We start from the raw sequence: 18856 nt of genomic DNA, 5'->3' as shown, positions 1-18856 counted from the left end.
GACATAATCTGCACCTCAAATTAGGTGTCCAGGTTTTGGGGTGCAGATCACTTTTATGTTTAAACACTAATTTAAAATTTGCAACAAACGCGTCAATAACGTGGCTCTCTCCGACTCGTCCAAGGCACGGCCGAATTTATTCGTTAAAATAAAGAAGTCCTCTGCTTTTTCACCAACGGTGGTGATTTTAGCATTGAGTAAATTCAGCTCTAAGTCGCAGAACACAGCACTCACATCCGCCAACAAACCGGCCTGATCCAGTGCAAACAATTCCATTTCAGTTTGATCGGTTTTCTCAAGATTCAAAAAACGCACGTCGGTTTTCACATGGAAATGAGCCAAATGGTGTTTTTCGCGTAGTCGTTGTTTATTCACCGTTTCTGACGTTAGGCTTTTCGTCAACGCGCCTTCCAACATACGACGACGATCAAATGGCAACTCAGCGCCATCCAGTTCAGTCACAATAAAACTGTCCAACACATAGCCGTCTTGCGTGGTAATAATTTGCGCATCGTGAATGCTGAGTTTTTTCGCTCCGATGGTACTCACCACTTTATTAAACAGGTTCGGGCGGTCATTGGTATAAATAAAAATTTCCGTACCGCCAGCGGAAAACCGATTGCTCACTTTTACCAACACATCACCGCGAAACTCAGCAAGCAGTTGCGTGTGCCAGCTGATTTGCTGTGGCGAATTACGTAAAAAATAATCCAATGGATAACGTTGCCATAGCTTTTCAATTTGCGGCTCAGAAAGTGCGGTGTTTTTTTCACGTATTTCTAATAACGCTAAGCGGCGATGCTCTTCGGCTTTTGCTTGATTATCCAACAAGGTTGCCAGTCCTTGAGTAAATTGTTGCGTGGTGTAATCATATAAGGTCGCTAATAAAGAACGCTTCCAGCTGTTCCATAAGGTTTCATTGGTCGCCACAATGTCGGCGATGGTGAGACAGGTTAAATAATCTAAGCGCACCTGATTACGCACCCGCTCGGCAAAGCTCAACACAATTTCCGGATCATGAATATCCCGTCGTTGTGCCGTCACCGACATCAACAAATGCTGTTCTACCAGCCATGCCATGGTTTCTGTTTCGCGTTGGTCGAAGCCATGCAGTGCGGCAAACTCGCGTATATCTTCCGCCCCCAGCAATTCATGCGCGCCGCCACGTCCTTTCGCAATGTCATGAAATAAGGCGGCAATATACAATAAAGTGCGGTCAGAAATTTGATGCATTATTTGATGGCAAATCGGGTGATTTTGCGCCGACGCTTCCGCTAAAAAACTTTCTAGTTTTAACATCACGCGCAGAATATGCTCATCCACGGTGTAACAATGGAACAAATCAAACTGCATTAAGCCGACAATATTGCCCCATTGCGGTAAATAAGCGGTCAGCACACCATATTGGTGCATGGGGAAAAATGCGCGTTGGATGGCATTAGGCTGATTAAACAACCGAATAAATTTTTCTCGTGCCGTCGGTAAATCGCATAAATAGCCTTGCCGTTGCTCTAGCGCCAAATACAGCTCACGTAATACGGAGGAATGGATCTCCGCTTGCGGATATTGCGTTAAATAATAGAAAAGATCGAGGATGCTTTCCGGCTGTTGTTCAAAGCATTGGCGATGGCGCAAACAAATGGATTGATTTATCAAACTGAAATTCACATCAAGCACTTGCTCGTTCACCACTTCATGTGGGGTTAAAAAATGCTCCTGATAATGCTTGACCAGTAATTCGCTCAGCAATGAAATGGAATGTAACGCCTGAAAAAATTGCTTCATCATGGCTTCCACGCCTTGATTGCCTTCGCCTTGGAATCCTAACAATTCGCTGACTTTTAATTGACGATCAAATAAGAGGCGGTTGTCATAACGCTTCAAGATTAAATGCAATGCATACCGCACTTTAAACAGAAATTGTTGGCTTTTCAGCAACAAAGCATACTCCGCCGGGTGAATAAATCCCGCTTGTAAAATTTCTTGCAAATTTTTCGCCCCGTTGTGGCGAAGGGCAATCCAATACAACAAATGCAAATCCCGCAAGCCGCCCGGACTGTATTTAATGTCGGGTTCAAGATTGTAAGACGTATTGTTATAACGTTGATAACGCTCATTTTTTTCTTGAATCTTTGCCTGACAGAAATCGGTTTTTGACCAAAAAGTCGGTTGTTGCACCAATGCGACCAACTGTTTGAATAACACTTGATTGCCGATTAAATAACGCGCCTCCAATAAATTTGTCGCCACCGTGATATCCGCCATGCCTTCCGTTTGGCATTCGGCAAGGGTACGGATGCTCTGCCCAACGTTAAAACCACAATCCCATAAAAATTGCACGAATTGACCGAGCGTTTCCTGTAACGCCTCGGTTGGAACTTGCTCGGTTAAAATCAAAATATCTAAATCGGAAAGCGGAAACATTTCCTGCCGCCCGTAACCGCCCACGGCAATCAGACTTAATGTGGGATTGTCAGCAAATTGAAAATGGCGCCACAAGTGCAAAAGGAATTGATCATAAAATGCAGTACGATTGGCAATCAGTTGATCGATGGCTATTTTGTCAAAATTCGCCAGTTCAAACTGTTTTAAATTTTCTCTCTGAATTTTGACCGCACTTGGTGTGAGCTCGGCTTGGGTATCGTAAGGAAAAAGCATAGTTTGCCTTGCAAAAGCGGGAAATAGAAAAAATCCGCCACGGGAAACGCAGCGGATTTCGGTTAATTAAACATTCACCATAACTCGTTGGATGCGCCCTTCGGCAATCTCTTCGTCACGGATGGTCATCACTTCACAGCCGTTTTCTGTGACCACAATTTGGTGCTCAAATTGTGCAGAATGGCTACGGTCTTTGGTTTTCACCGTCCAGCCATCGCCCATTAAACGCACTTCTTTTTTACCGGCGTTAATCATTGGCTCAATGGTGAATACCATGCCCGGTTTTAACCCCACGCCGCCATCGTCCGCATAATAGTGCAACACCTGTGGTTCGCAGTGGAATTCCGTCCCAATGCCATGGCCGCAATATTCGCGCACCACACTAAAAGTTTGAGATTCCGTATATTTTTGTACGGCTCTACCGATTTCATTTAAACGAATGCCCGGTTTAACCGTACGCAGACCGACATAAAGGGCTTCTTGTGCGGCTTCCACCAGTTTTTTACTGCGTAAATTGGTTTCGCCAACAATATACATTTTCGAGTTATCTCCAAAATAACCGTCTTTTATCACCGTGACATCAATATTCACAATATCGCCATTTTTCAGATGCTTATCAAAACTTGGGATGCCATGACAAACCACTTCGTTAATGGAAATGCAAGTCGCTTTCGGGAAACCGTGATAATTCAAGCAAGCTGGAATAACTTTTTGCACGTTCACCATATAATCGTGACAAATGCGATCCAATTCTCCGGTGGTAACGCCCTCTTTTACATAAGGTTCAATCATCACCAACACGTCGGATGCCAGTTTGCAAGCTTCGCGTAATTTAACAATTTCCTCTTCCGTTCTTAATGGAATACTCATGTTTATCTCCCTATTTAAAAATTAATGAGCGGAATTATAGCACTGTGACAGAGAAAAATCCTTGATAAATTCTTGAATGGACTAGTCGGTTATTGGATAATACGCGCTCAAATAAATCGTGGGGAATTACACAATATGACAGAGATATCCGTTCCGTTAACCTTTACTGATGCTGCGGCACAAAAAGTGAAGTCTTTAATTACCGAAGAAGAAAACCCAGCACTTAAATTGCGCGTCTATATTACTGGCGGCGGTTGTAGCGGCTTCCAATACGGCTTTACCTTTGACGAAAAAGTCAATGAAGGCGACTTAACCGTAGAAAATGCCGGCGTGCAATTAGTTATCGATCCGATGAGCCTACAATATTTAATCGGCGGCACCATTGACTATACCGAAGGCTTGGAAGGTTCACGTTTTGTGGTGAATAACCCGAATGCCTCATCCACTTGCGGTTGCGGATCCTCTTTCAGCATCTAATATGGATTTTCAGTTTACCTCCCATCAAGGCAACACTGTCGCGAAGTGCTCCATGGAGCACGAAGCCTTTGCCAACTGGTTTAACATCGAAGTGCGGTCAAACCCACAACTGATTTCCACCGCACTTTTTCATTTACAAAACTTACCCGCCCCCCATGCGGCGGATGTCGTGTTAACCGGTGCCGAATACAGCTTATACATTAACGCGGATGAGGTGATGGCGAAGGCAAATAATCTCGCCATTGAGAATCCGGACACGTTGGAAGACGGTTTTTATTATTACGATGATGAAAGTATCGCCTTTTGTGGCATTGAAGATTTTGCCCATTTTTTACACTCTTACTTGGATTTTATCCGCGCCTAATCCCAACATTCAGCCCAAACGGTAACGCACATGGCAACAACAAAAGAGCAACAGACTTCGACTGAACAGCCACCGATAAAATCCAGAAGATCTTGGACAATTCAGCTGTTAAAAATCGCATTCACTTTTTTTTGTATGCTGTTTTCTTATTCCGCTTATTTGGATTGGCAAATTCGCAGCAAAATGGACGGACAAATTTGGCGTTTGCCGGCAGAAGTGTATAGCCGAATTGAAAGCATTCGGGTGAGTGATCAACTCAGTTTTGAGCAAATCAAGCAACTTCTCTTAGAAAATGAATATCGCCAAACCACCTTGATTGCCGCACCGGGCGATTTTAAAATTGAAAATAACACGATCGTCTTATTGCGTCGTGCATTCCCTTTTCCCGACACACCTGAGGCACAGCGGGTTTTTCGCCTGCGTTTTGAAAACGATAAACTGGCAGTCATTGAAGATCTGATTAATGTTAAAGCCATTGATGAATTTCGCTTGGCGCCAAAGCTGATCGCCATTTTGCAATCAGACAAAGAAGAACGTCTTGCAATTTCTTTGCAACAATACCCGCGCTTACTCATTGATGCCTTATTACTGACGGAAGATCGTCGTTTCTTTCAACATGATGGTATCAGCCCACTTGGCATCTTACGTGCCATGATCACCAATATCCAAGCAGGGCAAACGGTACAAGGCGGCAGTACGCTAACCCAACAACTAGTGAAAAACTTATTTTTAAGTAACGAGCGTACCTTCACCCGTAAAATTAACGAAGCCTTGATGGCGTTAATTCTCGATTGGCGTTATGACAAAAACCGTATCTTAGAAACCTACTTAAACGAAATTTACCTCGGGCAGAACGGCGACAACCAAATTCATGGTTTTGAATTGGCCAGCCAGTTTTATTTCGGGCGTTCCGTGCGGGAAATCAGTTTAGATCAAATTGCGTTATTAGTGGGCATGGTCAAAGGCCCTTCCCTCTATAACCCATGGCGAAATCCCAATTACGCCCTTGAACGCCGCAATGTGGTGTTGCATTTGATGTTGGAACATAAAATTATCGGTGATGAACTCTATCAACTATTAAGCCAACGCCCGCTCGGTGTGCAAGAAAAAGGGAAAATTAGCCGTAAATACCCGGCATTTATCCAAACCTTACAAACCGAATTACGCCACCAACTTGGCGAAGGGAAAACTGAAAATTTACTGGGTGCGCGCATTTTTTCTACGTTAGACATCAAACAACAAGATCAGGCTGAACAAGCGGTAATCAGTGCCGTATCCGATTTACAGCTCAAACATAAGAATCCGTTTTTGGAATCCGCCATGGTGGTTGCCGATTATCAAACCGGTGAGGTGCGCGCCATTGTGGGCGGGCTGCAAACGCAATTTGCCGGGTTCAACCGCGCCTTATCGGCTAAACGCCAAATCGGCTCGTTGGTAAAACCGTCCATTTATTTGACCGCACTTATATATCCGGATCAATTTCGGTTAAACACACCGATTAACAACCAACCAATTACCATCAATGTAAAAGGCAGCCCACCTTGGCAACCGCGCAATTACGACCGCCGATACAGCGGTTCCGTCATGCTGATGGATGCATTAGTACGCTCGTTGAATATCCCAACGGTCAACATCGGCATGAAGCTGGGGTTAACCAAAGTGATTTCCATGCAACAAGCCATGGGTTGGGATAAAGTCACGATTCCGAAAGTCCCGTCAATGTTGCTGGGTTCCTATGCCATTTCGCCTTATGACGTGACCAAGCTTTATCAAACTATCGCCAACGAAGGCGCCAGCATTCCGCTCAGCACGATCAGTAGTATTGCGGATAGACAAGGCAATGTGATTTATGAGCATGATCTCGAACCCAAACAAGTTGCGCCACCTGAAGCCGCCTTCCAAACCCTCTTTGCTATGCAACAAGTGGTTGATCGTGGCACCGCTCACAGTTTGCAACCGGATTACGCCCATTTACACTTAGCCGGTAAAACCGGTACTACTAACGATGCGCGCGATACTTGGTTTGTGGGAATTGATGGCGAAAACGTTGTCACCATTTGGCTTGGTCGAGACGATAACGGTGAAACGAAACTCACCGGTGCTAGCGGTGCGTTACAAGTCTATAAGGCCTATTTACAACGTGCGGCTATTCGCCCATTAAAATTAAACAAACCACAAAGCATCAAGTGGATCGGAATTAATGCCTACGGCGGTTGGGATTGCAGCAGCTCACGCACGATCCCTGTTTGGGCAGACAGAAATCAATCATTCTGCCAACAAAGTCCACTCGCACAAACCGGCTCCATGATCAGTAATACAGCAACGCAAGCACCGACAACACCGGTAAAACAAGAAAGCGTATGGGATGTGCTAAAAGAAGGTGAATAAAAAATGGACGGCTACACGCAGAATAAAAACACCTAACAAAACGACCGCACTTGAGGAGATAAGTGCGGTCATTTTTTATGGTGTTTTTAACTATTCATCAATAGAATGAAAAACTCACTAAACTCAAACCGTTATAGACGAAACAACCAATCGTCTTTTTTCGGCGTTTGTAAGTAAAAGCCTTTTTCTTTAATTTGCTGCAACACTTCCGTTTTATCCGCATTGACTAACGGTTTGCTGCCAGCAAGATTAAACAACATCACAAAAATCGGTTTGCCAAAAGCCGTTAACAATGCGTCAGGTAGCGCATCAAATTGATCGCGTTTTTCAATATAAAGATACATGCCCGGTTCTTTTGGGCTTTTATAAATGGCACAGAGCATAAATCGGATTCCTTAATTAGGTTGAAGTTGCCGATTTTGCAATAATTCATTATCATTAAGCAACTCTTTTCATTGGAATTTTGCTTATGGCTCAAGATATTATCGAACTACGAACAGGTCAATTTTCTGCGGTATTTATCAGTATTAATAGTTCAAGCTTGACTGCCATTAAGCGTGCATTGGCAAAGAAAAACAAAACCTCACCATCATTATTTAAAAATATTGAGGTGATTTTGCAGTTCAATCCGATGCTGGAAAAAGTCAATCTTATCGCATTAAAAGACTTATTGGCAGAATATAAAATTCGTCTTATTGGCGTGGCAGATTGGCAAAATCATCTGCAAAGAGAGCTCATTCTTGCTGCCAACCTCTCCATTCTTGGCAATATTAATAACCTCTCTGAAATCCTTCCGGAACCACGCGATTTACCCACAAAAATTGTGCCGCATAATGTTATCGACAAACAGGTTATTTATGCGAAAAACAGTGATTTGATTATTCATGGCGATGTGGAACAAGGTGCTGAAGTTGCTGCAGACGGCAATATCCATATTTATGGCGAATTATTAGGACGTGCCATGGCAGGTGTCAACAGCAGTTCCGGTGCGATTTATACACAATATTTAGATGCGGAATTTATCGCCGTCAACAGCCGTTTTCTCTATAAAGAAAAAATCCCAACGGAATTTTTATATCGTTCCGTCAGGATTTTTGCCGAAAAGGATCAGTTGAGTTTTCATCCTTTCTAATTACAAGTCAACAGACTCCAATTCATCTGCCATAGCGGATAATATCTCGCGTGTAAGATACGCTAACGCACGATAAAATGGCAGTCCTGCCGATTGTTCCACCTTGTTTAAAAACTTCGCTGCACAAGGCAATAAAAACTGTTCAAACAAGTCCTGTTGCGCGGATAATGAATCGGCATTGTCTTCCAACCATGAGGCCGTTAAAAGCAACATGGCAAAATGATCAAGGTTATCACTTGGCGGTAAATTACGTTCTTGACGAAAGTTTTCAAAATCCGCCACTGAAATATCATAAGCAGAAATTTGCGTTGCCACCGCGCCTTTCTCACCCAATAACTTTTGGTATTCTTTCTCCAAAAGCGTTAAATCTATCGGCATTTGTAATGCATCTAAGGCTTGTTGACTTTCTACATCTTCCGTTAATGGCCACACTTCAGATAATTGGTGTTGTTGTAACCATGTAAATACGCCAGAAAGAATATTATCTGTTGGCTGGCGATAAAATAAATTTCCAAACAATCGGCTAATTAAAGAAAAATGATTTAATTGAATTTTCTCTTGCATTAATTTTCACTCTCAGAAGGCAAAAGTGCGGTCAAATTTTCCAATGTTTTTTCAAAGACGGAGGTTAAAACTGACTGATACCCCACCTCATCTAATAAATGAATATTGCCAAAAAACTCATGTCGGATGTCTGTTATTCCGCAAAAATTAAACAATCCATCAACCAAACAAGATTGCAAGGCTTTATCAAAAGCCAGTCGTTGATATTTTTCTATGCTATTTCCCATGGTAATAAAATGCTGTACTTTTTTATTTCCCAGCAAACCAACAGACGCACCATTTTCATTTTTGTAGGCAAAGCCGTAACTTAACACACGATCTAAATACCCTTTTAATATTGCCGGGAATCCCATCCACCAAAGTGGGTAGATAAAGGTAATTAATTCGGCTTCTGCAATCAATTTTTGCTCAAACTTAATCTCAGCCGGCACAATGCCATCCATTGTTGCACTCAATTCAGACCAAGATAACACCGGATTAAAATCTAATGTATACAGATCACGAATCACTGCTTCCACACCGATTTGCCGGGTCGCTTTTATGACTTCCTCCACTAAAGTGCGGTTAAAACTCTGTGAATTTGGGTGAGCAAAAATAATCAAATGTTTCATTTTATTCCTTAAATTTTATCGCATTTAATCAAACTGGCTGAATAATGCGTTATTTTAAAACAAGAATGATCGCAATATAAATTGACACAAGAACAAAAAGAGGAATCGGTAAAATCAATTTCATCACCCCGGCAATCACCGCTACCGCAAGTCCCCACCATAATAAAAACATCCCGGGCACGGCGATTTCTGCGACAAGTAAAACACTGCCTAACATAAACCAATGCCACTCATTCCAATGAATCAGGTAGCGTAAAATATCCCAGTGAATAAGCCAGGAAAAAAACTTGAAACTAATTAACCATTCAATCATAAATATTCTCTAAATTAATCTGTGATATTAAACCAATACTCATAATCTTTTGCTGTTCCATTGATCATCACATTCTTAATTTTAACAGAATATTTTTTATTTTTTTGAAGACCATCAACACGCCATTGAATATGATTCCCTAATCCCATATAGTCTTTATCTTTATTAGGATCTGTATATTTTATGCTATGCACACGCATCGTTCTTCCATCTGCTGATCTGACAGAAACACTCGCATTGGCATAATTTACCGAAGTAATATTCTTTTCTCTGGAAGATCTATCCGCAATGACCGAAAAATGAAGAAACCAATCTAAAGTAAACCAATTTGAAGGGTAGTTTTTATCCGGATAAGCAATATAATCGACTTTGGTATTTATAATATTTTGTCTTGTATTGCTAATATAAATACTTACCGCATCGGCCACACGCTGATGATTATCAACATGAGTAACACGTCCATAGGAAATATCTCCTAAAAAAGGATCTAAAAACCATAATCGGTGGCCTAATGAAAACACATTATCGTCAATAATTAATTCATCAATGACTTTTTCGGCAAAATTCTCCGGTAGAAACACAATATAATCAGAAGTTAAATGCATATTGCTATGGCGACTTCCTTCATATCCGTCTTTCGAATAACATTTCAAGCGAGAAGAAGGATAATGATCCAATAACCGATTTGCCGATGAAATTAATGCCGAGGCCGTGGTAAAACGATCTTTTGTCTCATCATAGCCTACGGCTTCTAAACCGTGAGCTTGACGAATTAAATTGAGTTCTTTCAACGCCCGTCTTTTCTCTAATTCCGTCACCTTGCCGGCATAACAGTTATCCACATCCGGAAAACGTTGATAGCTTTTTTGCAACATTTTTAATGCTTGGCTTTCGGCTTTCTCTTTTTCGCCTTCATTTCGGTAAGTAAATTCACTGGAACGAAGTGAATACGTTTTCCCAACTTCAGCAGATACGAAAGCCGAAATAAAAGAAAAATATAAAAGAATAAATAAAAATTTCATCATCTCTCTCTTGTCTTAAAAAGCACGCTATTATACTAATTTAGTGATGTTATCCAATACTTTGTTTTCTTGATTAATATCCGCATGAATATGAAACGCGTTTGCCAAATGTTCAGCCGTTAATACGCTTGTCGTTTCTCCGCTCGCAATGATTTTTCCTTGATTCAATAAAATCACTTCGTCACAGAATTTATAGGCTAAAGAAAGGTGATGGATTGCCACCACGCAGGTGTGGCTAGGCGTAAGGGATTTCAGTTGTTCCATCATATCGATTTGATAAAACGGATCGAGGGCGGCAATGGGTTCATCAGCAAGCAATAAAGGGGCGTTTTTGATACAACAACGAGCAAGTTGTACGCGAGCTTTTTCGCCGCCGGAAAGTTGGCGAAAAGATTTTTCTAATAAATGTGAAACGGAAAACGTTTCTGAAATCGACCGCACTTTTTCTTGTTCTTTGGCTCGATGAAGCGGATTCGGTAACCCCAACGCGATAACATCATACACAGATAAATCCCAGTGAATTTCCGTGTTTTGTGCAAGGTACGCCAACTGTTGGCTTTTTTGTGCAGCGCTCATGGTGGTTAATCTGTTGTCATTGAACCAAATTTCACCGCTTTTGATAGGCAAAATACCGGCGATGGTTTTTAGCAACGTCGATTTGCCCGCACCATTAGCCCCCATAATGCCGACCAATTTGCCCTTTGAAATAGTACAGTTAATGTCTTTTAAGCCGTAAGGTTGGGAGAGATTCTCGATTTTAATCATAAAGTTACCTTACCAATCGCCGTTGTTCCGTCAATAAAATCCAAATTAAACACGGGGCGCCGATAATTGCCGTGAGCGTGCCGATGTAAATGTGAGAGAAAAACGGCACATATTGCACACAAAGATCCGCAATTAGCAGCAATAAAGCCCCAAATAAGGCACTTGTTATGTAAAGTTGTGATGGGCGTTGCTTCAATAAAATTCGTGCAAAGTGCGGTGCGATTAAACCGATAAAACCGATGGCACCCGTTTGCGGAATGGTTGCGCCGACGAGCAACGCAACGCCAAAGGTGGTGATAAAAAAACTGCGTTTTGGATCGATCCCCATGGTGCCGGCAGTCTCTTCACCGAAACTGAGTAAATCCACATAACGACGTTCGCGGTATAAACAAACTAAACCAAACAAGACAATCAGCAGTGAAATCACCAAAGTGTCAAGCTTCGCCCACACCAATGAGCCTTGCAACCAACGATAAAGCTCTGCTAGCGCCCAAGGGCTTTCGGCGTTAGATAACAACAACGCAATGGCGGCGCCAAGCAACATATTCACCGCCAAGCCGCTGAGGATCATCATGGTCGTTCCATGATTTTTGGCAATGGCATACACCAATAAAAAACTCGCTAATGCCCCCGCAACACCGCCAAATAGCAATACCGTAAATGGCACAGAAAAATAGTAAAGAATCAGCACACTGGCCGCTGTCGCTCCGGCACTACTGCCGAGCAAACCGGGACTTGCCAATGGATTTTGGAAGATACCCTGCATGGCATTCCCTGCAAGGGCAAGGCTGGCACCGGTTAAAATCGCTAAACCAATGCGCGGCACACGGACATCCCACAGTACAAGCGAACGCATATCGGTCAGTACCCCATCCGCATTTTTAAGCTGCGCAAAATCACCGAGTTGATGATAAAGGGCAATGCCTGTTATCAGTAGCAAGAATGAGAAAAGTGCGGTGTTTAATTTTTGTGTTTTTGTCAAGGCGCTATTTCCTATGCAATCCCAATATCATTTGTTCATTTGATATGTTCTTCGTTTTCACTTTGTTAAATCTCCTCTAGCCCCTCTTTACTAAAGAGGGGGACTATTGTATCGATAATTTATCATTCTGGTGTCTTTCATTTTAATCATTCATACATAAAAATTGTAAATTTGCCATCTTGGGTTCATTCAATAATGAAATTCCCCTCTTTACTAAAGGGGGACTGTTGTATCGATAATTTATCAGTCTGATGTTTTATTTTAATCATTCACACACAAAAACGGTAAATATGCCATCTGGGGTTAATTTACTAAAGAAAATCCCCCTCTTTAGTAAAGAGGGGCTAGGGGAGATTTGTCTCATTCAAGGGAGATTTGTCTCATTCAAGGGAGATTTGTCTCATTCAGAAATGATTTATCGAATTCCATGACCTCCATTGTTGATAAATCCTCTCCGCCCCCTGCCACACGCCGTGATCAAAGCAATAAGTATATTTCATCGGAATGCGAAAGTGCGGTCGATTTTCAAAGTGTTTTTTTAGCAACGGATGGTCAAGCAATTCTGCCTGCTCGTTATAGCTTTGTTGATCGGTAATTTCGATCAACCAGTTAGGTTGGACAAGCAACACTTTTTCCAATGAAAAATTTTGTGGGGTCAATGGGTATTTTAACGGCACTAACCCAAGCAATGCTAACAACACGTTATATTGCGGGAAAATGGGCTCTACTACGCCGGTTTCCGACAACATTAGCGTATCGGTCAATGTCACATCCAGTTTGGTCTTTTGTGATTTTAATTTTTCCACCAACTGTTCCGCGTGGGCTTCATTGCCGGTGAGTTTGCCCAGTTGTAACATCAAATCAAACAATGCTTCTGGCGTTTGCGGGCTGTCATTAATCGGTACAATTTTTGCACCAAGGCGTTTTAAATCGGCGACCAATTGCGGATAAAAGGTTTCATTAATCAACAGCGTTTTATCCAAATAAGACAACAATGCGGTCAGTTGCGGTTCAAGGATAGGTTTGTCTCGATTAATTTTATCCAGCATCATGCGCGGGTTTTGAGAGTAAGGTGACATCGCCGCGATTTGTTCCGGACGGGCAATTTCCGCAAGCAGTCGGTCGCTGCACAAGGTGAGCGAAACAAATTGCTCAGCGTGTGCAGAAAGGGAAAGAAAAAGTGCGGTGAAAATAAAGGATGTTTTTTTCATATAACGAAAGCGGGTTTTCAGCCCGCCACAATAAAAAAATTCGGCGGACCAAAGCCCGCCTTATGATTAGAACGATCCTTTCAAGCCAACGTAAACATTACGCCCTTCTTGGCCGTAACCAAGAACGTTTTCGTATTTTTTATTGAATACGTTGTTGAGGTTTGCGTAAACCGTCAAACTCTCCGTCACTTTGTAATTCACGCCTACGTTTGCCAAGGTATAAGATGGCAATTTCACTTTATGTGTACTGTAGCTTGGTGAATAGTAGGTATCCATACGTTTGCCGGTGTAAGACAAATTCACATCTGCGCCCAATTTTTCAGTAATCTGATGGGCTAAGCCTGTGTTGGCTAAATGTTTCGGACGGCGTGCCAATTCAATCCCTTTGCTGTCTCGGGTTTGGGTATATGTATAGTTCGCATAAGCGGTTAATACATCGGTGATTTTACCATTGTAAGCCACTTCAAGACCTTTAACCTTGCTCTTCCCATCAAGATTGACGGCACGGCTTGCATAGGTGACGGAATTAATCACTTCGCTACTAATCGCATTTTTCACGTTACGCGTGAAATAAGTGATATCAACGCTATGGCGGTGATCATCTGTTTCAAATAAGAAACCAACATCGCCCCCTACGCTTTTTTCCGGTTGTAAATTTGGGTTGCCGATATAGCGTGCGTTATAGCCGTAATATTCCGTAATTGTCGGATTTTGAATTGCTGAACCAATGCTTGCATGTGCTTTCACATTGTTATGTAAGCGATAAGCCCCGGCAATACGGCCTGTCCATGAATTTTCGTATTCAGAGCTATCAGTGTAACGACCACTCACATTCAAACTATGATCCGCATCGTGTAATAGGCGATATTCTGCCGCGACGCTTTTCTCAATAAGCTTTTTATTACCCGCATTATTGAAATAGGACGAGTTAAAATCTGTTTTTTGATAGTCTGTTAAGAAACTTAAACCTTGCGTGATGGTGCCTTCACGATCGAAATTCACATCTAATTGATAATTCGCATTGAGTTTTTTCGCATCGTAAGCTGAGGCATAGCCAACCGTATCGCTGTCAGTTTTGATATGGCTTACGCCAACTTTATGTTTAAGCAATTCATCGCCATTACCTAAGAAACCACTTAATTTAAATAAGGTATCACGCGTGCGAGTGTAATGACCTTTTTCATCTGTTGTACTGTTATCAAAGTTAGCTGTTTGACTGCTATGAGAAGTTAAGAAATCAAAGCCTTTTTGGTTATCGTCATAGCCAAAACGAAGAGAGGTATTATCACGGTGGAATTTATCGCGCTCACTTGCTCCACCGGTACTGACCGCTGTGCCATCTTGTGCCGTGTAGTTAAAACGGTCTTTGCTGAGTGCTGAAATACCTTTGGTGTGGTGGCTGTCACCATGTAAAGCATAATAGAAATTGTTGTTTGAGCCTGAAAGGGTTAATGAACCATCAACAGTGCGGTGAGATCCAGTGCCAAAATCATAGTCAACATTGAAGGTTTTGCCTTTTTCTAGGCCTTTTTTGGTGGTGATATAAATCACACCGCCCATTGCATCACTTCCCCAAAGCGTGGATTGCTCACCGCGTAAGACTTCGATGCGTTCGATGTTGCTTAAAGCTAATCCACCGAAATCAAAACCGTAGCCGGAAACTGGATTGGCTTTTACACCATCAATAATCACGGCAGTGTGGTTTGCATCCGCACCACGTAAAAAGACGTTGGTCAATGTACCACGACCGCCTGAAGTGCTTACTGCAAGGCTTGGCACGGTTTTCAATACATCACTCACATACGTAGCGTTGCGTGCAGCGAAATCTTTTTCCGTTAAAACTGTCACAGAAGACGCGGTTTGGTCTTGATTTACCGGTGTGGCATACGCAGAATAAACGACAATCGGAGCTAATTCGGTTTTTGTGTTTTCATTGGCGAATGCTATCGTTGGAAGGGCAAATAACATTGCAGTTGTGATGAGATTTTTTTTCATTTTAGAGGTTTCTTTAAGTTAAAAAATACGATTTGCCATAAAAAATGGCGCCCTTTTTTCAGGCGCCACATGATAGCACAGGAAACAAAAATTACTTACCGTGCGCCACAAAATCTTCAATATTTTGTGCCACTTTATTCACTAAGGTGGTCACTGCTGAATCACTCGCCCAAGCAATATGCGGCGTGATTAATAAATTCGGCAAACGTTTTGCCGCTTGAATTAATGGGTTGTCCTTTTCCGGTGGTTCTTTGACCAACACATCCAAGGCAGCACCGGCAATTTTGCCGTTTTCTAACGCGTCTAATAATGCGGCTTCATCCACCAATGGACCTCGCCCGGTATTGATGAGATACGCCGTCGGTTTCATTAATGCCAACGTTTCAGCATTGATTAAATTTTTGGTGGTGTCGGTTAACGGGCAATGCAGCGTAACAATATCCGCTTGTTTCAATACAGTTTCAAATTCAGTGTAGCCTTCACGAATATGGCTTGCCCCTTTGTGTTCCGCATACAATACGTTCATGCCCAATAATTGCGCCAAACGCCCCACTTCTGTGCCTAAGCAACCCTTACCAAATACACCTAACGTCGCGCCACGCACATCTGTTATCGGGTAATCGGTGTAGCAGAACTGTCCGCAGGTGGCCCAACGATCAGAGGTCACTTGATCGCGATGATACCCAATAAAGCTATGTTTTAATGAGAAAATCATGCCCAAGACATGCTCCGGCACGGCCACACTGGAATAACCGGGCACATTTTTTACGGCAATGCCGAGGTCTTTCGCAGCGTCTAAATCAATGTTGTTGGTACCGGTCGCCGTAATGGCGATGAGTTTTAATTTTGGTAATCGGCTTAATAATTCTCGGTCAAACACCACTTTGTTGGTCACCACAATATCGGCGTCTTTGGTGCGTTCAAAGGTTTCCTCCGGCAAAGTGCGGTCATATTCCGTCCAAGTGTGTGGAAAGCTTGGGCGTGGAATATCATGGCTTGCGGGAATACTGGTACGATCGAGAAAAACAATGTTCATCAAAAACTCCTTTAGTTTCACAACGTTTGAATATCGCGTCTAACCTTAAAGAAGTCCTTGCGCAAAAACAAGGGAGAGAAAGGATTTTTGTGGTTTGTGTGATCCCGATCTAAAAAATGCAGCGAAAAAGCACCGCACTTTGATGGCGATTCTTAAGAGTCCAGCAACCAATTTCGCAAAATTTGCTCACCATATTCCGAAATATAGGATTCCGGGTGAAATTGCACCCCGTAAATCGGTAACGTTTTATGCTGCATGGCCATAATGATGTTGTCATCACAACGGGCGATAATTTGTAATGCGCTTGGGAAATTCTGCTCACTTACCGCCCAAGAATGGTATAAACCGATTTGAAAGGTTGGTGGCATATTTTTAAAGAGAAGGGATTCCGCTACACACTGCAACCGCTTGGCTTGCCCATGACGAGGGGACGGAAGATTGTGTAATTCTGCGCCAAAAAATTCGCATAGCATTTGATGCCCTAAACACACGCCCAAAATGGATTTACTGTGCTGATAACGTGCCAGCAACTCAAATAATTGCGGATAAGCGCGCGGCACATCCGGGCCGGGAGAAATCAATAAATGAGAAAAATTGCCCACGGCATCTAAATCCAATTCTTCCACATTGACCACTTGAAATGGCACATCCAAACGACGGATGAGATCCACTAAGTTGAACGTAAAAGAATCGTGATTATTGATGATCAGTAACGACATAACATCTTTCTCTGAGGGCTAAGTAGGCGGTGAAGTATATAATTTTATGGCAATTTAAGCTAAAATTTTCGCCGTTTTTTCACGAGATAATGTTATGTGGCAAGATTTTATTCAACAAGCAAACCGATTTGGCGAAGCGAAAACGCCCTTCTTCTTTTTAATCGATTTTGAGCAACAAAAACCGATATTGTGTCCGTTAAATGAAATGGCTGAACAAGGGATTTTCGTCCAATTTCCAGACTATACCAACGTGAATTGGCGGGAAGATTTACCGATAGCGCCTTTTTATTTACATAAACAGCCTATGGCGTTTGCCGAGTATCAAAAAGGCTTTGCTTTGGTGCAACAGGAACAGCACTTCGGTAATTCCTATTTGCTGAATCTGACTTATCCGACACCGATTGAAACCCATTATTCACTGCGTCAACTCTTCCAATACAGTCAGGCAAAATACAAGTTGTTGTTCAAAGATCAATTTGTGTGTTTTTCACCGGAATGTTTTGTCAATTTATACGACAACCATATTTTCACTTATCCGATGAAAGGCACGATTGATGCAACACTTCCCCATGCCCAAGCAACCTTGCTCAACAATCAAAAAGAGCAGCGGGAACATTACACCATCGTGGATTTAATGCGAAATGACTTAGCCACAGTGGCAAAAAATATTCACGTAACACGTTTTCGTTATGTGGAAGAAATCCAAACCGAACATAGCGCCATTTTGCAAACCAGTTCCGAAATTCGTGGTGAATTGGCGGAAAACTGGCAGAAAGAAATCGGTTCTCTTCTTGCCAAACTGTTACCCGCCGGATCGATCAGTGGCGCCCCAAAAGAAAAAACCGTGCACATTATTCAACAGGCCGAACAACAACCTCGTGGCTATTACACCGGTATATTCGGTATTTTTGATGGGGAAAAATTACAAAGTGCGGTGGCAATTCGTTTTATTGAAGACACAGAAAAAGGCTTTGTTTTCCGCAGTGGTGGGGGCATTACCATTCAAAGTGACGCACAGGAAGAATATCAAGAATTGATTCAAAAAGTGTATGTGCCGTTACAGAGGGCTTAATCATGGAATTTCCTTTATTTGAAACCCTTGCCATCGAACAAAGTAAGATCCGCAATATCGAACGCCATCAACAACGCTACGAACGCAGCTTACAGGCGTTTTATTGCAAACAAAGTGCGGTCGTTTTTCCTCGCATTTTTCAGCTTGCCGAACATATTCGTGTACCGCTCGAACTGGCTGCCAAACCGCTGATTCGTTGCCGAATCGATTACAATGCAGAGCAAATTCAATGCCGTTATTTTCCTTACCAGCGTAAACATTGTTGTACCTTTAAACCGGTTGTCTGCGACCACATTGACTACGGTTTGAAATACGCTGACCGTACTTTATTAAACGAATTACTCGCGCAAAAAGGCGACTGCGATGAAATCATGATCATCAAAAACGGATATGTCACCGATTGCACTATCGGCAACCTTATTTTCCGCCAAGGCACACAATGGTTCACCCCCGACACGCCACTCCTTGAAGGCACCCAACGGGCGGCATTGTTAGCCCAAGGTCGTATAAAAGTGCGGTCAATTTTAGCCACGGATCTGAGTTTGTTTGAAGAAATCAGGTTGATCAATGCGTTGAATGGATTGGAATAACAATCCGCACGTAAAACGTGCGGTTTTTAGGCTCCCCTATAAGGGCTTGTGAAAGCTGGCAACCGTGTTTATTTTTTAGTAAATCGT

At 42.5% G+C, this 18856-nt stretch carries 18 protein-coding genes and 1 pseudogene; 6 read left to right on the top strand and 13 right to left on the bottom strand.

Annotated features, from left to right (window positions below; translation table 11 throughout):
- Window positions 1-66: 66 nt before the first annotated feature.
- Complete coding sequence (gene glnD, locus Q0203_RS01310) at window positions 67-2658, bottom strand: bifunctional uridylyltransferase/uridylyl-removing protein GlnD (RefSeq protein WP_297929001.1); 2592 nt, start codon at window positions 2656-2658, stop codon at window positions 67-69.
- A 66-nt stretch (window positions 2659-2724) separates the two neighbouring features.
- Window positions 2725-3528, bottom strand: a complete 804-nt coding sequence (map, locus tag Q0203_RS01305; RefSeq protein WP_297928999.1) for a type I methionyl aminopeptidase — start codon at window positions 3526-3528, stop codon at window positions 2725-2727.
- A gap of 135 nt (window positions 3529-3663) precedes the next feature.
- On the opposite strand from map, the gene erpA reads away from it, so the two are divergent.
- The 3 genes from erpA to mrcB are packed head-to-tail and all read left to right on the top strand — an operon-like array spanning window position 3664 to window position 6757.
- Window positions 3664-4005, top strand: a complete 342-nt coding sequence (gene erpA, locus Q0203_RS01300) for an iron-sulfur cluster insertion protein ErpA (RefSeq protein ID WP_021616501.1) — start codon at window positions 3664-3666, stop codon at window positions 4003-4005.
- A 1-nt stretch (window position 4006) separates the two neighbouring features.
- Entirely contained in the window at window positions 4007-4369 is a 363-nt protein-coding gene (locus Q0203_RS01295; RefSeq protein ID WP_297928997.1) for a YacL family protein, read from the top strand.
- A 30-nt stretch (window positions 4370-4399) separates the two neighbouring features.
- Entirely contained in the window at window positions 4400-6757 is a 2358-nt protein-coding gene (gene mrcB, locus Q0203_RS01290) for a penicillin-binding protein 1B (protein WP_297928995.1), read from the top strand.
- 131 nt (window positions 6758-6888) lie between these two features.
- Here mrcB and Q0203_RS01285 read toward each other — a convergent pair whose 3' ends face one another.
- Entirely contained in the window at window positions 6889-7140 is a 252-nt protein-coding gene (locus Q0203_RS01285; RefSeq protein WP_021616498.1) for a YcgL domain-containing protein, read from the bottom strand.
- Window positions 7141-7226: 86 nt separating this feature from the next.
- Between Q0203_RS01285 and minC the strand changes: the two genes are divergently transcribed.
- The gene (gene minC / locus Q0203_RS01280) at window positions 7227-7889 is read left to right on the top strand and encodes a septum site-determining protein MinC (protein WP_297928993.1); all 663 of its coding nucleotides are present in this window, start codon (window positions 7227-7229) and stop codon (window positions 7887-7889) included.
- Here the strand turns inward: minC and Q0203_RS01275 are convergent, their stop codons facing one another.
- From Q0203_RS01275 to Q0203_RS01230, 10 genes and pseudogenes are all read right to left on the bottom strand, one after another.
- Window positions 7890-8453, bottom strand: a complete 564-nt coding sequence (locus Q0203_RS01275; RefSeq protein WP_297928991.1) for a molecular chaperone — start codon at window positions 8451-8453, stop codon at window positions 7890-7892.
- On the bottom strand, window positions 8453-9064 hold the full coding sequence (locus Q0203_RS01270) for an NAD(P)H-dependent oxidoreductase (RefSeq protein WP_297928989.1): 612 nt from the start codon (window positions 9062-9064) through the stop codon (window positions 8453-8455). The genes Q0203_RS01275 and Q0203_RS01270 overlap by 1 nt, the downstream gene beginning before the upstream one ends.
- A gap of 88 nt (window positions 9065-9152) precedes the next feature.
- Window positions 9153-9281, bottom strand: a pseudogene (locus Q0203_RS09640) (NfeD family protein); the annotation flags it as partial.
- A 110-nt stretch (window positions 9282-9391) separates the two neighbouring features.
- Window positions 9392-10402, bottom strand: coding sequence for a CAP domain-containing protein (locus Q0203_RS01260; RefSeq protein WP_297928987.1), 1011 nt, complete (start codon window positions 10400-10402; stop codon window positions 9392-9394).
- 27 nt (window positions 10403-10429) lie between these two features.
- Window positions 10430-11164 carry an ABC transporter ATP-binding protein gene (locus Q0203_RS01255; protein ID WP_297928985.1) on the bottom strand — a complete coding sequence of 245 codons (735 nt, stop codon included), beginning with the start codon at window positions 11162-11164 and terminating at the stop codon, window positions 10430-10432.
- A gap of 4 nt (window positions 11165-11168) precedes the next feature.
- The gene (locus Q0203_RS01250; RefSeq protein ID WP_297928983.1) at window positions 11169-12146 is read right to left on the bottom strand and encodes an iron ABC transporter permease; all 978 of its coding nucleotides are present in this window, start codon (window positions 12144-12146) and stop codon (window positions 11169-11171) included.
- 404 nt (window positions 12147-12550) lie between these two features.
- Window positions 12551-13357 (bottom strand): helical backbone metal receptor, encoded by an 807-nt coding sequence (locus Q0203_RS01245; RefSeq protein WP_297928982.1) that lies wholly within the window; start codon window positions 13355-13357, stop codon window positions 12551-12553.
- A 66-nt stretch (window positions 13358-13423) separates the two neighbouring features.
- Window positions 13424-15352 (bottom strand): TonB-dependent receptor, encoded by a 1929-nt coding sequence (locus Q0203_RS01240; RefSeq protein WP_297928980.1) that lies wholly within the window; start codon window positions 15350-15352, stop codon window positions 13424-13426.
- A 91-nt stretch (window positions 15353-15443) separates the two neighbouring features.
- Entirely contained in the window at window positions 15444-16388 is a 945-nt protein-coding gene (locus tag Q0203_RS01235) for a 2-hydroxyacid dehydrogenase (protein ID WP_297928979.1), read from the bottom strand.
- A gap of 152 nt (window positions 16389-16540) precedes the next feature.
- Window positions 16541-17107: an anthranilate synthase component II gene (locus Q0203_RS01230; RefSeq protein ID WP_297928977.1), complete on the bottom strand. Its 567-nt coding sequence runs from the start codon at window positions 17105-17107 to the stop codon at window positions 16541-16543.
- 94 nt (window positions 17108-17201) lie between these two features.
- On the opposite strand from Q0203_RS01230, the gene Q0203_RS01225 reads away from it, so the two are divergent.
- Both Q0203_RS01225 and Q0203_RS01220 read left to right on the top strand, forming a co-directional pair.
- Window positions 17202-18179 (top strand): aminodeoxychorismate synthase component I, encoded by a 978-nt coding sequence (locus Q0203_RS01225; protein ID WP_297928975.1) that lies wholly within the window; start codon window positions 17202-17204, stop codon window positions 18177-18179.
- 2 nt (window positions 18180-18181) lie between these two features.
- On the top strand, window positions 18182-18769 hold the full coding sequence (locus tag Q0203_RS01220; protein ID WP_297928973.1) for an aminotransferase class IV family protein: 588 nt from the start codon (window positions 18182-18184) through the stop codon (window positions 18767-18769).
- Window positions 18770-18856: the final 87 nt, after the last annotated feature.

The sequence above is a fragment of the uncultured Aggregatibacter sp. genome (genome assembly GCF_938046485.1).
Classification (GTDB): Bacteria; Pseudomonadota; Gammaproteobacteria; order Enterobacterales; family Pasteurellaceae; genus Aggregatibacter.
This window is presented reverse-complemented; position numbering and strand designations above follow the sequence as displayed.

Bases quoted from the DNA above. Each gene is read 5' to 3' on its own strand.
- Q0203_RS01245 (WP_297928982.1), bottom strand. From the start codon at position 13,357: ATGAAAAAAACATCCTTTATTTTCACCGCACTTTTTCTTTCCCTTTCT.
- Q0203_RS01225 (WP_297928975.1), top strand. From the start codon at position 17,202: ATGTGGCAAGATTTTATTCAACAAGCAAACCGATTTGGCGAAGCGAAA.
- glnD (WP_297929001.1), bottom strand. From the start codon at position 2,658: ATGCTTTTTCCTTACGATACCCAAGCCGAGCTCACACCAAGTGCGGTC.
- Q0203_RS01255 (WP_297928985.1), bottom strand. From the start codon at position 11,164: ATGATTAAAATCGAGAATCTCTCCCAACCTTACGGCTTAAAAGACATT.
- Q0203_RS01230 (WP_297928977.1), bottom strand. From the start codon at position 17,107: ATGTCGTTACTGATCATCAATAATCACGATTCTTTTACGTTCAACTTA.
- Q0203_RS01235 (WP_297928979.1), bottom strand. From the start codon at position 16,388: ATGAACATTGTTTTTCTCGATCGTACCAGTATTCCCGCAAGCCATGAT.
- Q0203_RS01275 (WP_297928991.1), bottom strand. From the start codon at position 8,453: ATGCAAGAGAAAATTCAATTAAATCATTTTTCTTTAATTAGCCGATTG.
- Q0203_RS01260 (WP_297928987.1), bottom strand. From the start codon at position 10,402: ATGATGAAATTTTTATTTATTCTTTTATATTTTTCTTTTATTTCGGCT.
- Q0203_RS01270 (WP_297928989.1), bottom strand. From the start codon at position 9,064: ATGAAACATTTGATTATTTTTGCTCACCCAAATTCACAGAGTTTTAAC.
- Q0203_RS01285 (WP_021616498.1), bottom strand. From the start codon at position 7,140: ATGCTCTGTGCCATTTATAAAAGCCCAAAAGAACCGGGCATGTATCTT.
- Q0203_RS01295 (WP_297928997.1), top strand. From the start codon at position 4,007: ATGGATTTTCAGTTTACCTCCCATCAAGGCAACACTGTCGCGAAGTGC.
- minC (WP_297928993.1), top strand. From the start codon at position 7,227: ATGGCTCAAGATATTATCGAACTACGAACAGGTCAATTTTCTGCGGTA.
- Q0203_RS01240 (WP_297928980.1), bottom strand. From the start codon at position 15,352: ATGAAAAAAAATCTCATCACAACTGCAATGTTATTTGCCCTTCCAACG.
- Q0203_RS01220 (WP_297928973.1), top strand. From the start codon at position 18,182: ATGGAATTTCCTTTATTTGAAACCCTTGCCATCGAACAAAGTAAGATC.
- erpA (WP_021616501.1), top strand. From the start codon at position 3,664: ATGACAGAGATATCCGTTCCGTTAACCTTTACTGATGCTGCGGCACAA.
- map (WP_297928999.1), bottom strand. From the start codon at position 3,528: ATGAGTATTCCATTAAGAACGGAAGAGGAAATTGTTAAATTACGCGAA.
- mrcB (WP_297928995.1), top strand. From the start codon at position 4,400: ATGGCAACAACAAAAGAGCAACAGACTTCGACTGAACAGCCACCGATA.